This is a genomic window from Streptomyces sp. NPDC041191 (assembly GCF_055591945.1).
This window is the reverse complement of record NZ_JBVIZC010000013.1, coordinates 128959-143472: the sequence shown is the minus strand read 5'-3', so window position 1 is coordinate 143472 and position 14514 is coordinate 128959. Positions and strand designations below refer to the sequence as shown.

The window sequence follows — 14514 nt, the reverse complement described above, 5'->3', positions numbered from 1 at the left end:
CCCAGCGGTGTTGCGTGATCGCGAACGCTCTGTGACTGATGGGTTAAGTGCCCGGCTGGTGCCGTGAAGACCGATTTCAGGCCGTTTCTGCCAGGGGTTGATCGGTCCCCTGCCGGAGTGCGTTCAGCAGCCGCCCGGCCTGGGCCACCAGCCGCGAGGAACCCCGCGCCGAGGCCGCCCCCTCCAGCCCGGCGAGCCCGCCCCGCGCCCCGCACCGCTCCACGCAGTCCGCCGCGACCGCCAGCACCTCCCCGAGCCCCCGCACCGGCCTCTCCGCGCCGAGCAGCTCCGGCAGCATCGCCTCCAGGACCGTCCAGACCGTCCCGTACGCCCCGGTGGCGGAGGCCGTCCGGAGCGCGTCCGTCAACCGGTTCGGCTTGAGCGACCCCTCCGCCACCAGCCACGCCAGCTCCGTCCCGAGCGCCCGGCCGTTCAGCTCGCCCCGTGACGCCAGGACGAGCAGCGCGTCCACCGCGCGCAGCCGGTCGTCGGCGTCGACGCAGCCCAGCCCGAAGGCCAGGGCCAGGTGCACCGCACGGCCGACCGGCCCCCCGGCCTCGGCCAGCCCGGTCAGCGGCTCGGTCGCCCCGCGCTGGTCCCCGTCGACGGAGTGCGCCGCGGCCGGGAGCAGACAGGCCGCCAGGACCTCGCGGTCGGCCGGGAGCACCGGGGCCCACTGCGCCCGGTGGTCGATCCAGTGGCGGCAGCGGCGGGGGGTCTCCCGCAGGGCGCCGCCCAGCCAGTGGAAGGCGGCCGGGAACTCCTCCCGCACCACGGCCCGCTCGCCGAACCCGACCACGATCCGGTCGGTCAGCCGCCCCTTCCCCGAGGACCGCCGGTCCCCCCGGGGGAGGAACCGCACGGTCGCCCCCGGCGCGTCCTCGTCCCGCAGCCGGGCGGCGAGCCGCAGACCGGCCTCCGTGCCGAGCGCCGCCGCCTCCCCGGCCGCCCGCCCCGCCGCCGGATCGGCCCGCAGGACCCGGAGCAGGGCCTGGGCCAGATCCACCGGGGCCGGCTCCACGCCCGCGTCCCGGTAGGCCCGCAGCCGCTCCACGAGGACCGGCGGGTCGATCCCGCCCGTGTGCAGGGTCGGCGTGGCGAGCAGGAACGGCAGCTCGTCCGTGCCGATCAGCGCGGCGGCCTCCCACAACCGCGCGTCGAGGATTCCCGACAGGCCCTCGTGGGCGCAGGAGTCCCGGCCGGGCACCTCCGCCCGGCGGGCGCCGATCACCGACCGCTCCACCGCACCGAGCAGCGCCGCGAGCACCACGTCGATCCCGTGGGTGGGGTGCGCGAAGCGGTGGACCGTCTCCCCGGACGCCTTCGGGAACGCCTTCCGCACCGCCTCCACCGCCGCCGCCCGGTCCCGGTGCGCGTGCCGCACCAGGCCGTCGAACGCCCGCTCGAACGCCACGGGGTCCTCCATGAGGTCCTTCGCCACCAGCTCCTCCACCAGCTCCGCGACCGTGGACGCCGCGGGCGCCACCGGTTCCGGTCCCGGCACCGGCGGCAGGATCTCCTCGTACGGCCCGGTACCGGCCTCCGCCAGGGCGTCCCCGAACACCTCCGCGGCCGCCCGCCGGTGCGCCGGTCCGAGGAGCCCGGCCGCCTCGGCCAGCTCGCCCCGCACCTCCGCGTCCACCGCGGACAGGTACCTGCCCACCAGCTTGAGGGCCCGCTCCCGGACGCCGGTGTCCTCGTGCCCGAACGCCTCCGCGACGGCGGGCAGCAGCTCCCCGGCCGCCCCCGGATCCCGCGTCAGCACCCGGCCGACCAGCGTCAACTGCGCCCGCACCAGCTTCTTCTCGGTCCGGAAGAGCACCGCGTCCGTCATCTCGGCCAGCGCCCCGACCGGCAGCGTCCCCGCCGCGGCGAGCCCCGCGAGGACCTCCTGCGCGTACCCGGCCACCGGCGACGGCGCGTCGGCCGCCATCCCGACCCAGTCCGGGACCCGCTCCCGCAGCTCCTCCCCGGTCGGCGCGAGGAGCCGCAGCACCTCCAGCGGGAACCGCAGGTCCCGCACCCGCCCGCCGCGCAGCAGCCGGGACACGCACAGGTCCACCACCCCGGCCCGGTCGAGCACCCCCTCCGCGACGAGCGTCGTGATCGCCGTGGGCCAGTGCGCCGGCGCCTCCGGGCCGGCCGGCCGGGCCAGCCGGTCGGGGGTCTCGCCCATCGCGAGCGCGTGCGCCACCAGGACCGGGGTCTGCGGGTCCTCGCGGAGCCGCTGGAGGAGCTTCCCGTCGGTGATCCTCCGCGTCCACCCCAGGACGTAGCCGTCGGTCGCCGGCACCGGGCACCCGGAGCGCACCACGAGACCGTGGATCAGCTCGTAGCCGCTCTCCGCGACGGCCCGCCGCCCGGCGAGCCGCTCCGCCACGTCCGCCATCCACGCCGCGTCCCGGCCGGCGACCACCGACAGGACCAGGGCGCCGTGCCGGGGGCCCCACCCCGTCAGGTCGCGTCCGCCGAGCCAGGCCGCGGTCGCCGCCGCACCCGTGTGGCACCCGGCCCCCGCCACGCACAGGGCGCGCCGGACCCGGCCCGCCTCGTCCCCCCGCTTCCCGTCCCAGGCGCGCACCTCGGAGCGCAGCGCCTTCAGTCTCCCGAGGGCCTTCCTGCGGGCGGCGGCGTCCAGTGGCTCCAGGAGCTCCGGCACCTGGTGGGCCCGGCCGGCGCGCACCGCGTCGAGCAGCGCCTCGACCGCCGTCTCCGGGCCGGGCGGCCGGCCGGAGCCCGTGGACACCGGTGCGGACGGGCGTGCGCAGGCGGGCGTCTGTACGGATCGCGTCATGGGAAAAACCGTAGGACCCGCCACTGACAACGGCCCTGAACAGGGATTTTCGCATCGAGGGCCACCCCCGGCCCGGTGCCGTGCGACGGCCTCGCGTCACCGGACGCCACGGTGTCGTCGAACGACTCCGCGTCACCGGACGACCTCTGTCGCCGAACGGCCCCGCGTCACCGGACGACCCGTGTCGCCGAACGGCCCCGTGTCGCCGAACGGCCCCGCGTCGCCGGACGCCCCGCGTCACCGGACGTCCCCGTCTCACTGCCCGACGAGCCCCGGCCGCAGGACCTTGGTGAACAGGACCTGCCCGCCCTCCGCCCGCAGGCGCACGGTCAGGTCCCCGCCGTGGCCGTCGATGGAGACCTCGCCGAAGTACTGCGGGCTCTCCATCGGGGACACGTTCCCGCGTTCGGGCGCCCGTACGAACACCCGGTCCGGGCCGAAGGTCCCGTCCAGCGCGTTCGCCGGGAAACCGCCCGCCGCCAGCGGCCCGGACACGAACTCCCAGAAGGGCGCGAAATCCTTGAACGCGGCCCGCTCCGGCGCGTAGTGCTGCGCCGAGGTGTGGTGCACGTCCGCCGTCAGCCACACCGTGCCGGTGATCCGCCGGTGCTTGACGAACCGCAGCAGCTCCGCGATCTGGAGCTCCCGGCCCAGCGGCGCGCCCGGATCGCCCTGCGCGATCGCCTCGAAGTCCGCCGCCCCGTCCGGGACGACCAGGCCGAGCGGCATGTCCGCCGCGAGCACCTTCCACACGGCGGTGGAGGCGGCCAGCTCCCGCTTCAGCCAGGCCAGTTGCTCCGCGCCGAGGATGCCGGTGGTGTCGTCGGCCTGCCGGCCCGGCGAGTTGGCGTTCCGGTACGAGCGCATGTCGAGCACGAACACGTCGAGCAGCGGCCCGTACCGCACCACCCGGTACATCCGCCGCTCGCGCCCGCCGCGCGCGTGGAGGGTGGAGACCGGCGTGTACTCGGCGAAGGCGCGCGCCGCCCGGGCGGCGAGGACGTCGACGTCCTTCTCCGTGTAGCGCGGGTCGTCCAGGATCTGCCCCGGGTACCAGTTGTTCCGCACCTCGTGGTCGTCCCACTGCACCACCGACGGCACCCGCGCGTTGAAGGCCCGGACGTTGTGGTCGAGGAGGTTGTACCGGAAGTTGCCCCGGTACTCGGCCAGGGTTTCGGCGACCTTCGACTTCTCCGGCGTCGTGACGTTCCGCCAGACCCTCCCGTCCGGCAGGGTCACGCTCGGCTCGATCACCCCGTCCGCGTAGACCGAGTCGCCGCTGCACAGGAAGAAGTCCGGATCGAGGCGCCGCATCTCGTCGTACGCCCGGAAGCCCCCGACGTCCGGGTTGATGCCCCAGCCCTGCCCCGCGACGTCCCCGGACCACAGGAAGCGGACGCCGTCGCGGCGCCGGTCCGGGGCCGTGCGGAACGTGCCGACGACCGGTTCGCCCGTCCGGCGCGGGTCGTCGGGGTCGGCCAGGGTGACCCGGTAGTGGATCTGTTCGCCCGCCGGCAGGCCGCGCAGGGCCGTCGTGCCGGTGAAGTCCGTGCCCGCGCCGACCAGCGGTCCGCGGTGGCGGCGTGCCCGCCGGAAGGACTCGGTCGCGGAGGTCTCGACGATCACGCGGGCCGGCCGGTCGGAGCGCACCCACACCAGGCCGGAGGAGGTCGTGACGTCGCCCGTCTGCACGCCCCACGCGGCCCGGGGCCGCCCCGAGAGGGCGAACGCGGGGGCCGCGAGACCGGTGCCGCCGAGGGCGAGCGCGGCCGAGGCGGCCAGCGAGCCGCGCAGGACGCCGCGCCGGGCGGGGGAGGGGACGGGGTCGGACACGGGGTGGGACATGAAGGGCCTCCGGGCGGTCGGTTCCGGTCACGGGCGGTACGCCCCATGCCTAACGGCCGGGGGCGGCGCCCGCGCGAACCCCGCGTGAACAGATCGCCCGCGAGGGCCCCGGCCCCCTCACGGACGGCCCGGTGCCGCCCCTCCGTCGGCCCGGGGCGTCCCGCCCACCGCTCCCGCCATCCGCCCGACCCCCTCCGCGACGACCGGGGGCGGCAGGTGCGCGTACCCGATGACGAGCCGTACGGCCCCGTCCGGCGGCCGCGCGGTGCCGTACTCCTCCAGGGTCCGCAGCGCCACCCCCGCCTCCGCCGCCCGGGCGAGGAAGCGTTCCGTCGGCCCGAAGCGCGCCGGTACGCGCGCGATGACGTGCAGACCGGCCGCGATGCCGCTCACCTCGGTGCCGGGCAGGTGCCGGGCGAGCGCGGTGATCAGCGCGTCCCGCCGCTCCCGGTAGGCCCGCTGGCAGCGGCGCAGCTGCCGGTCGTACCCGCCCCGTGCCACGAACTCCGCCAGCACGGCCTGGTCGAGCACCGGGTTGCCCAGGTCCATCGTCCGCTTCCGCTCCACCACCTCGTCGACCAGTTCCTCCGGGACGAGCATCCAGCCGAGCCGCAGTCCGGGCGCCAGCGACTTGCTGACCGACCCGGTGTAGACGACCCGCTCCGGATCGAGGCCCTGGAGCGCGCCGACCGGCGCCCGGTCGTACCGGAAGTCGCCGTCGTAGTCGTCCTCCAGCACGTAGCCGTCGACCGTCCGCGCCCAGTCGAGGAGGGCGGCGCGGCGCTCCGCCGACCAGCCGATCCCGGACGGGAACTGGTGCGAGGGGGTCACGACCACGGCCCGTACCCCCGCGGCGGCGAGCGGCCCCGGCCGCAGGCCCTCCCCGTCCAGCGGCAGCCGCACCGCCTCCATGCCGGTCGAGGCGAACAGCCGCCCGTGCTCCGGACTGCCGGGGTCCTCGACGCCGATCGCGCGCAGCCCCCGCGCCCGCAGGACGAAGCCCAGGAGCGTCGACGCCTGCGCGACGCCCGAACAGACCACGAGCCGTTCCGGATCGGCCACCACGCCCCGGCGCCGCGCCAGCATCCCGGCCAGCTCCTCGCGGAGTCCGGGCAGTCCGCGCGGGTCCGGGTAGCCGAGCGCGGAGTGGGGGAGCCGCGCCAGGACCGACCGCTGCGCCGCCGCCCACGCGCTCCTCGGGAAGAGCGAGAGGTCCGGCGTCCCGGGGCGGAAGTCCACCCGGACGCCCGGCGTTCCGGCGGCCGGGTCGCGGGCCCCGCGCACGGCCGCCCGGGCGGCGCCGCCCACCCAGGTCCCCGCGCCCCGGCCGCTGCGCAGGTAGCCCTCGGCGGTCAGCTGCTCGTACGCCTCGGTGACCAGGCCCCGGGAGACGCCCAGGTCGGCCGCGAGTTCACGGCTGGACGGCAGACGCGTCCCGGCCGCGAGCCGTCCCGAACGCACCGCCTCGCGCAGCGCCTCCTGGAGCGCCCGTCCCCGCCGCCGCGCCGGTGCTCCGGCGGCCGGAAGCAGCAGCTCCCACGCGGGCTGCCCCTGGGTCCGCATACGGAATGTAATGTCCTGTTCCCTCGTCATGGTCCGGGCCTTCCGGAAACCGCGCGGTCCGGGCCCTCCCGGCGGTCCCGCCCCCTCACGGGGACCGGTCCCGGCGGGACCGCCGCGGCACCGGATTCTCCCGCAGCCAGTCGAGGCGCTCGACCGCCTTCCGGGTCAGGGGGTGGTGCGGACCGAAGACACGGGCGTAGTCGTCGCGGCAGCGGGCGAGGAGCCGCGCGGCCTCGTCGTGCTCGCCGTCGTCGATCAGCACGTTGGCCAGGTTGTCACGGGCGTGGACGGTGTCCGGATGGCCGTCCCCGTGCTTCCCGGACACGGCCGCGAGGATCTCGCGCAGGATCGCCGCCGCCTCCGCGTACCGCTGCCGGGCGTGCAGCACGGCCGCGAGGTTGTTGCGGGAGGCGATCACCTCCGGATGGTCCGCGCTCCTGGTCCGTCGCTGGACGGCGAGCACGTCGCTCATCACCGCCTCCGCCTCGTCGAGGCGGTCCAGCCGGCACAGGGCGGCGCCGAGGTTGGCCCGGGCGGAGAGGCCGACGGGGCCGTCCTGTTCGCCGCGGCGCTCCAGGCGGGCGAGGAGGTCGCGCAGGGCCGGTTCGGCCTCGTCCCAGTGGCCGCCCCTGCACAGCGCCGCGGTGTGGAGCCCGGCGTCGGCCAGCACCGCCGGGGCGTCCGGCCCGAGCAGCAGGGTCCTGCGGTCCAGCACGTCCCGGTGGAGCGCGACGGCCTCCGCCTCCCGGCGCAGGTCCTCAAGGACCCTCGCCAGACCGCTCGCGGCGTCCAGGGTCCGCGGATCGCCGGGACCGAACAGCTCGCTCCGGCTGGTCCACACGCTGCGCCAGACCTCCTCCGCCTTCACGAAGTCGCCCATGTCCCGGAGGAGGCCGGCCAGGTCGGCGGCGGTCGTCAGGGTCTCCTCGTGGACGTAACCGAGCGTCTCCGCCTGGAGGCGCACCAGGTCCATGAACCGCTCCCGGGCCTCCTCGCGGCGGTCCTCCCTCCGTGCCAGCGCCCGCGTGTACGCGCGGAAGGCGAGCAGGGTCTCGGGGTGGGCGGGGCCCAGGCGTTCGTAAGTGGCGTTGGCCTTCATCCCGAGGAACTCGTGCGGCGGGAGGCCGACCCGGACGATCTCCTCCTCCCGTCCGTCCTCCCCCACCATCGTCACGACCAGGTCCGCCGCCGAGGGCGGCTTCCTCCCGGCCGGGGACGGCTCGTCCCGTCCCTCGTCGTCGTTCCGCTTCCTGCGCCATCGGGGGGCCATGTCGTGGTGGGTTCCTTCCCTCGGGTTCGTCAGGCTCCGGAATGCACGTGAGCCGTCCACAGGCTGGGGCTGTCCCGGAACGCGTCGCGGCACTGCCGGACCGCCCGGTGCAGCGCGAGGGCCGCCCGGCCGGCGTCGAGCTCCCCGGCCCCGGGGTCCCCGTCGCCGAGCAGATGGCGGTAGAGGCTCCTGGTCACCCGTCCCGCCACCGCGTCGTGGACCGGCCACAGGGTGCCGATCACATGCGGGTAACCGGCGATCCGGAAGGCGGAGGTGATGTGGAGGGACTCGTCCGCGAGCTGTTCGGAGCCCCGCGCGGTCTCGCAGGCGGACAGCACGGCGAGCGTGGCGTCCGGCAGTTCCAGACGGGAGACGTGCTGGACCGTCAGGGGGTTCTCCCGGTGGTCGTGCACCAGGAGACGCGCCCGGGACGGGTCGTCCGGGTCGCTCACCCCGTGGCAGGCGAAGTAGCACGTACGGATGCGCGGGCAGCGCGCTCAGGACGCCGGCGAACGTCGCCCCCGGGCCGGAGACGACCCGGGTGGGCAGCAGCGCGCCCAGCTCCCTCACCTCCCGGCGGACACCGCCGAGCGGGCGCGTTCCGGGGGCGTCGGGCACGGCCACGACGAGCAGGGGGCCGCCGGGGCGCCGGGCCGGCGCGCGCCGCCGCGCGTAGGCCAGCGCGCGGACGGTCGGCGTGTACGACGAGACCACCAGGTCGAGGACGGCCCGGGGGCGGGGTCCCGGCGGGTCGCCGTGGTGCCCGGCCGCGTGCAGCGGCAGCGCGGTCAGCGCGCCGACCGGCGACCACCACAGCCGGGGCCAGTCGTCGCCGGCCGGCGCGTCGAGCAGCCCGAGCCGGCCGAGGACCGGTTCGGCCACGTGGTCCCAGGTCCAGGCGAGCACGTCCGCGACGGCCTTCTGGGCGCTCCGCTCCCCGGCCGGCGAGGTCGCGGCGGCGAGCGCCGCGTCGAGCCGCGCCACCTGCTCCGCCACCGCCCCGGGGCTCACGCGCGGCAGCGGCACGGCCCGCACGCCCCCGGGCAGCAGGACCAGCGCGTCGCTGCGGTAGACGCTGGAGTACGCCATGACCACGGGACCCTGCCCGGCGCACGCCAGGATCTCGTCGTACGCCGGGGCGCCGAGGAACCCCTCGAAGCCCGGCAGTGCGCGGATCTCACCGACCAGCCGCTCCCACCGGGCCGCGAGGGCGTGCCGCGCGTCGGAGCCGGGGTCGGCGGCCTCCTGGTCGGCGGCCTCCGACTCCAGCGCGTCGATGCGGTCGCGCATCCGCGCGAAGCGCCCGGCCGCCTCCGGGTGCGCGGCCCGCAGCCGCTCCAGCTCGGCGCGCGCGGCGATCGTCTGACCGAGCAGGACGCCGCGTCCCTGCTCCAGCAGCAGCACCGCGTGCTCGGGCCTCCCGAGCTGCACGGCGCACGCGGCGGCGTCGGCGGCCAGCCCCTGGACACCGCCGAGCCGGTGCTGCCGGTCACCGCGCAGCAGCCGCCCGGTCAGGCCGAACGGCAGCAGTGAGAGGGCCAGTTCGAATCCGGCGAGGGCCTCCTCCCACCGGCCCGCGTCACCGGCGGTCGCGCCCCAGTCGCAGGCGGCGCGGATGCGGTCGGCGACCGGGAGGACCGCGTCCGTGGCGACCCGCCGGTACGCGTCCTCGGCCGCGCGGAGGACGGCGGGGTCCCCGTGCGCCGCGTGCAGCGCCCGGAGCGCGGAGGCGTACGACTGGAGGTACCCGGCGGTGCGGACGGAGCCGGGGGGCGACGCGTACACCGCGCGGCCGAGCGTGGCCACCGCCCGGTTCAGCAGCGCGTCGTCCCCGGCCGCCCGTGCCTGGGTGAGCTGCGCGAGCCCCAGGTTCTGCAGGTGGCTCGCGTGCTCCGGTTTGCCGTAGGCCGTCGCCGCCACGGCCCGGCCGAGGACGGCGACGGACTCGTCCAGGTCGGCCGGGTCGCCCCGGGCCTGGTAGCGCTTGTGCAGGGCGTTGCCGAGGTGGTTCAGCCGCGTGGCGAGGTGGGCGCTGTCCCCGGGGGTCCGGTCGAGGACCCGCCGGGCCACGTCCACGGCCTCGGCGGCGGCCGCGGCCTCCCCCGTCCGGTCGTACCAGGTCTGGAGGATGACGCCGAGGTTGGCGAGGTCGGTGCCCGGGACCGTGGGCGACCGGGAGGAGCGCGCGGCCGACCGGGCCAGTCCGGTGGCCTCCCGCAGGACCGCGAGGTCGCCGGTCCGGTGGTAGCGCTCGCGCAGGACGAGCGCCAGGTTCGCGACGCGGACGAAGCGGTCCGGGTCGACGGAGGGCGATTCCGCGACGGCTTCGCGCAGACGGCTCACGGCCTCGTCCAGCAGCGCCACGTCACCGGTGTGCTCACCGAGCCGGTGCGCGGCGTTGCCGAGGCTGTTCAGCCGGGAGGGGCGCGACCGGTCGGCCGGGTCCGTGGCCCGTACGGACGCGCGCAGGAGCGCGACCGACTCGCGCAGCGGACCGGTCTCCCCGGAGTGTTCGGCCGCGAGCCTCAGGGCGATCCCCAGCACGGCCAGGCCGTGGGCGTGCTGGGGATGTCCGGCCGGCGCCGCCGCGTGCGCCGTCCTGGCCGCCGCGACCATCGCCTCGACGTCGTCCGCCGACCAGGTCGTCTCGGCCTGCCTGCGGAGGGTTTCGGCGAGCTGGAGCAGTACCGGCGCGTACTCCGGCGAACCGGGCGGCGTCGCGGCCACGACGGCCCGCAGGAGTCCGGCGGCTTCGCGCGGGGCGGAGGGCGTTCCGTCCGTCCCGGGAGTACGGCCCAGGGCCAGCGCCAGGCCGTGCCGGACGGCGGCGATGTCCGCCGTGTTGTGCGGGTCCCCGGTGAGAAGCAGGTCCAGGGCGCGGCGCAGCAGTCGCACGGCCTCCGCCGCCCCGGCCCCGTCGCCCGTCTCCGCGGCGCGCTCCGACAACAGGGTGCCGAGTCTGTCGAGCGTCAGCGACGGCTGCTCCGTCCCGTCCGGGGGCATCCCGGCGGCCCTCCGCAGGACGGTGATCGCCGCGTCCCTGTCCGCGGGGTTCCGGTCGAGGCCGAACCGGTCCGCGAGCGCGCACCCCAGGAGGCGCAGGTCCTGTTCGAGGGGGGCGTTCCCGGCCGCCAGCAGGTGCCCCAGGCGGATCGCCCCGTCGAGGTCGGGGCGTTCCCGGAAGGACCACCAGCGCTTCGTCAGGACGGTGCGCAGCGCCTGGAGCCAGGACACCCGCGCGTTCCCGGTCGCGGGTCCCCCGTCCAGGGCGGCCCGGCACGTCCCGACGGCGGCGTCCAGCCAGGCGCGCTCACCCGTGCGGTCGAAGAGCCCGACCAGCGCGGCCACCTGCCCGATGGTTCCTCCGGCCGTTCCGTGCGCCTCCGACATCACCGACCCCCCCCGGGTGTCATGTCTCGTCACGGGCTCTCGACGAAGGGAACCCCGTACCCGATCGTACCCAAGTACCTTGCCGCGCAGGCTCGTTATACTGCGCGAGCGGTCGGCCGATCCACGGAGGTGCGGCAGTGAGCGGACTCGGCGACGGCGCCGCGGAAGACGGCGCCGACGCGGCGGCCGGCGGGACCGGACACGAACGGCTGGCGGCGCTCTGCCACCGGCTCGCGTCCTCGCCGGGCATGCCGGGACTCGGCGCGGAGGGAGACCGCCTGGTCGGTGACATCGTCGACCGGGTGCGGAACGGGTCTTCCCCCGGGGAGCTGGAGGACGCCTTCGACGAACTGGAGGACCGGCTCCTCGCGGCCGGTCACAGCGCGGGCCTCGGCTCCTACCGTACGGACGCCCCGCCCGCCTACCGGAGCTACCCGGGCTCCGGCCGCCCCGGGCTCCACGTCCTCGCCTGTCCGCGCGGTCACTGCGCCCGCGTCGAGGCACCGGCGTCCGAAGGCGGCGGGCCGCCGGTCTGCCACGTCTTCGGCGGGCCGCTGCGCGAGGTCGGACTGCGTCCGTGAACGCGTTCCTCGGCGCGCTCGGCGGGAGGCTCGCCGAGCGCTGGATGGCGCTCCTGGCCGTCCCCGGCCTGGTGTACCTCGTGTCCGTGGCCGCGGCGGTCACCCTGGGCCAGAGCCACTGGCACGACGCCGGGCGGCTGCGGGCGCGGCTCGACTCCCTGGCGGCCGCCCCCGGCGCCCACGGCGTGGGGTCCCTCGCGGTGGCCGCGGTCGCCGTGCTGGCCGGGGCCGCGATGACCGGAGCCGTCGCCCAGGCCGTCGGAACGCTGGTCGAGAAGGCATGGCTCGTCGACGCGCGGGGGCCGCTGACCCGCCGTCTGGCCGGGCGCCGGGCGCGCCGCTGGCGGGAGGCCGACGCCGGGTACCGGGCGGCCCTGGTCGCCGCGGGCCGTGCCCGGATCGGCGGTGCGGCCGACGCCGATGTCCTCACGGAGCGGGCGGAACTGTGCCGCGCCGCCCGTGACCGGATCTCCCCGGTTCCGCCCCGGCACCCGTTCTGGACCGGTGACAGGGTCACCGCCCCGGACCGGCGCGTCCGGCGCGCCTACCACCTGGACCTGACCCTCGCCTGGCCCCATCTGTGGCTCCTCGCCCCCGACTCCGTCCGGGCCGAACTGGCCGCCGCGCGCACGGCCCTGAGTGCGGCGGCCCGCCTCACGGCCTGGGGCCTGGCGTACCTCCTGCTGTCCGCCTGGTGGTGGCCGGCGGCTCTGATCGGCGCGGCCACGGTGGCGACGGGCGTGGCCCGCGGCCGCGCGGCGGCCGCCGCGTTCGCGGAGCTGGCCGAGGCGCTGGCCGACCTGCACGGCAGGGACCTGGCGGTGGCCGTGGGGGTGGAGTGCGAGGGGCGCTTCGGCCCCGCGGTGGGGGAGAAGGTGACCCGGCTGCTGGGCAAGCCGGACTGACGGAGCGCCCGCAACGGGGACCGGCCGCCGGCACGGCGATCGGCCCGGCCGCCGGGGGGAGCACCGGCCGGGGAGGAGTACCGGCCGGGAAGGAGTACCGGCCGGGAAAGACTGTCCCCGAGGGGACACCGGCCCGGAGGGGAGGGGCCGGGGGCGCGGGCCCGCAGGAGCCGGCCGCCCCCCGTCGCCCCGCCCGAAGTGGTCCCCGATGCCGCCGCGGAAGTGGACCTCCACCGGGACCGCGCGGATTCCTAACGTCGGGACCATGAACGCGAACTCCCTGCGCGGGGTCCTGATCGTGACCCTCGCCTACGCCCTCGTCGGCGCCTCCTTCACCGCCAACAGCCTGCTGGGCGCCTATCCGTACGCGGGCGGACAGGCACTCCGCTACGGCGCCGCCTGTCTGCTCCTGCTCCCGCTGCTCGGCCGCGGCGGCCTCCTCCCGCTCCGGCTCCTGACCCCCCGCCACTGGGTGCGGATCGCCGCCCTCGCGGCCGTCGGCATGGTCGGCTTCAACCTCGCGGTCCTGGCCGCCGAGCGGACCGCCGAGCCGGCCGTCCCGGGCGTCCTGGTCGGTTGCGCGCCGGTCGTCGTCGCCGTCCTGGTCCCGCTGGCCGAGGGGCGCAGGCCCGCCCGCGCCGTGCTGTACGGGGCGCTGCTCGTCGCCGCCGGCGCGTTCACCGTGCAGGGCTGGGGGCGTACGGACCCCGCCGGGATCGGCTGGTCGGTGGCGGCGCTCGCGGGCGAGGTGGGGTTCACGGTGCTCGCCGTCCCGGTGCTGCGGCTGCTCGGCCCGAAGCTGCTCACGGCGACGGTCTGCGGGGTCGGCGCGGTGGAGTCGGCGCTGTGCGGCCTGGCCGTGGACGGCGCGGACTTCGTACGGACGCCGACGGGCGCGGAGGCGGGGGCCCTGGTCTGGCAGGCGGCCCTGGCCACGGTCGTCGGGTTCGTCCTCTTCTACGGGGGCGTCCAGCGGATCGGCATGGAGCGCGCCACCCTCTTCACCGGGGCGATCCCGGTCGCCGCCGCGCTGAGCGCCGCCCTGGTCGCGGACGCCGCCTTCGGTCTTCCGCAGGCCGCCGGCAGCCTGCTCGTGGGGGCCGGTGCCGCCCTGGGCACCGGCCTGTTCACCCGTACGGGCGGGCCGGTCTCAGCGGCTGCCGTCCAGGATGACGCGTGCGACGAGAGCCGGGTCGTCGTTCATGGGCACGTGGCCGCAGCCGGGCAGCCGGACGAGCCGCGCGCCGGGCAGGACCCGCTTCGCGCGGACGCCCTGACGGTGCGGGAGCAGCCGGTCGCGGCTTCCCCAGGCGACGGTGACGGGCACCGAGGGAAGGTCGTCGCGCCACCGCACGGAACGGCCCGCCGCCAGGGTCTGGTGGAAGCCGGTGGCGCCGCGCAGCGCGAGGGTCTCGGCGACGGCAGCCTCGGGTGAACGCCGTGCGGGCCGGGCGTAGATGGTGCTGGTGAGGGCGGTGCGTCCGGCGGCCGTACGGGAGAGCCGCTCGATCACCGGGACGGGCAGCGACAGGGCCGCCCCGCGCATGGCCCGCAGCGTCCCGAAGGCGTACCGCCGCTCGGCCTCCGTCCAGAAGCCGGCGGGGGAGAGGGCGGTGACCGAGCGCACCAGCTTCTCCCGGCCGAGTCCGAGCGCGAGCAGTCCGCCGAGCGAGTTCCCGGCCACGTGCGGGCGTTCGACGCCGATCGCCTCGCAGAAGGCACCGAGGACGGCGACCACGGTGGGCAGTTCGTAGGCGCAGCCCTCCGGCAGGCCGTCCGAGGCGCCGAAGCCGGGCAGGTCCACGGCGATCACGTCCCGCTCGGTGGCCAGGACGTCGAGGACGGGCTCCCACGCCTGCCAGTGGTGTCCGATGCCGTGGAGCAGGAGGAGCGGATCGCCCGCGCCCCTCCTCTCGTACACCAGGGACGTGCTGCGGGGACCCGTGGGGGTCTCGGTCGTGAACGTGATCCGTGCGGGCATGCGCACTCCCTGTCGTGACACTCTTGGACGACCTGTCAGTAAGAATTACCGGTCGGTAGCCAGGAGTTCAAGAGGCAGGGGTCCAAGAGCCGGGAACGCGGTCGCGGGGCGGGGGCCGCCGGTCGCGGACGCCGGGGGAGGACGGACGGGACCGCGCCGCCCTCACGGCCGGACCGGCTGGACAG

8 protein-coding genes are annotated in these 14514 nt (G+C 76.8%); 2 read left to right on the top strand and 6 right to left on the bottom strand.

Going from position 1 to position 14514, the window contains the following annotated elements:
- Positions 1-76 precede the first annotated feature (76 nt).
- The 5 genes from ACZ6AQ_RS25215 to ACZ6AQ_RS25195 form a co-directional block, all read right to left on the bottom strand.
- A complete protein-coding gene (locus tag ACZ6AQ_RS25215; protein ID WP_468762528.1) occupies positions 77-2794 on the bottom strand; it encodes a DUF7824 domain-containing protein in 2718 nt (905 codons plus the stop codon).
- Between the two features lie 255 nt (positions 2795-3049).
- Positions 3050-4639 (bottom strand): alkaline phosphatase D family protein, encoded by a 1590-nt coding sequence (locus ACZ6AQ_RS25210; RefSeq protein ID WP_468762526.1) that lies wholly within the window; start codon positions 4637-4639, stop codon positions 3050-3052.
- A gap of 117 nt (positions 4640-4756) precedes the next feature.
- Positions 4757-6202, bottom strand: coding sequence for a MocR-like pyridoxine biosynthesis transcription factor PdxR (gene pdxR, locus ACZ6AQ_RS25205; protein WP_468762524.1), 1446 nt, complete (start codon positions 6200-6202; stop codon positions 4757-4759).
- A gap of 85 nt (positions 6203-6287) precedes the next feature.
- On the bottom strand, positions 6288-7175 hold the full coding sequence (locus ACZ6AQ_RS25200; protein WP_468762649.1) for a tetratricopeptide repeat protein: 888 nt from the start codon (positions 7173-7175) through the stop codon (positions 6288-6290).
- 326 nt (positions 7176-7501) lie between these two features.
- Entirely contained in the window at positions 7502-7924 is a 423-nt protein-coding gene (locus tag ACZ6AQ_RS25195; protein ID WP_468762647.1) for a CHAT domain-containing protein, read from the bottom strand.
- Between the two features lie 3075 nt (positions 7925-10999).
- On the opposite strand from ACZ6AQ_RS25195, the gene ACZ6AQ_RS25190 reads away from it, so the two are divergent.
- Both ACZ6AQ_RS25190 and ACZ6AQ_RS25185 read left to right on the top strand, forming a co-directional pair.
- The gene (locus ACZ6AQ_RS25190; protein WP_468762522.1) at positions 11000-11443 is read left to right on the top strand and encodes a hypothetical protein; all 444 of its coding nucleotides are present in this window, start codon (positions 11000-11002) and stop codon (positions 11441-11443) included.
- Positions 11440-12348: a hypothetical protein gene (locus tag ACZ6AQ_RS25185; RefSeq protein ID WP_468762520.1), complete on the top strand. Its 909-nt coding sequence runs from the start codon at positions 11440-11442 to the stop codon at positions 12346-12348. The genes ACZ6AQ_RS25190 and ACZ6AQ_RS25185 overlap by 4 nt, the downstream gene beginning before the upstream one ends.
- Positions 12349-13498: 1150 nt before the next feature.
- On the opposite strand, the gene ACZ6AQ_RS25180 is transcribed toward ACZ6AQ_RS25185, so the two are convergent.
- Positions 13499-14329, bottom strand: coding sequence for an alpha/beta fold hydrolase (locus ACZ6AQ_RS25180; RefSeq protein WP_468762518.1), 831 nt, complete (start codon positions 14327-14329; stop codon positions 13499-13501).
- Positions 14330-14514: the final 185 nt, after the last annotated feature.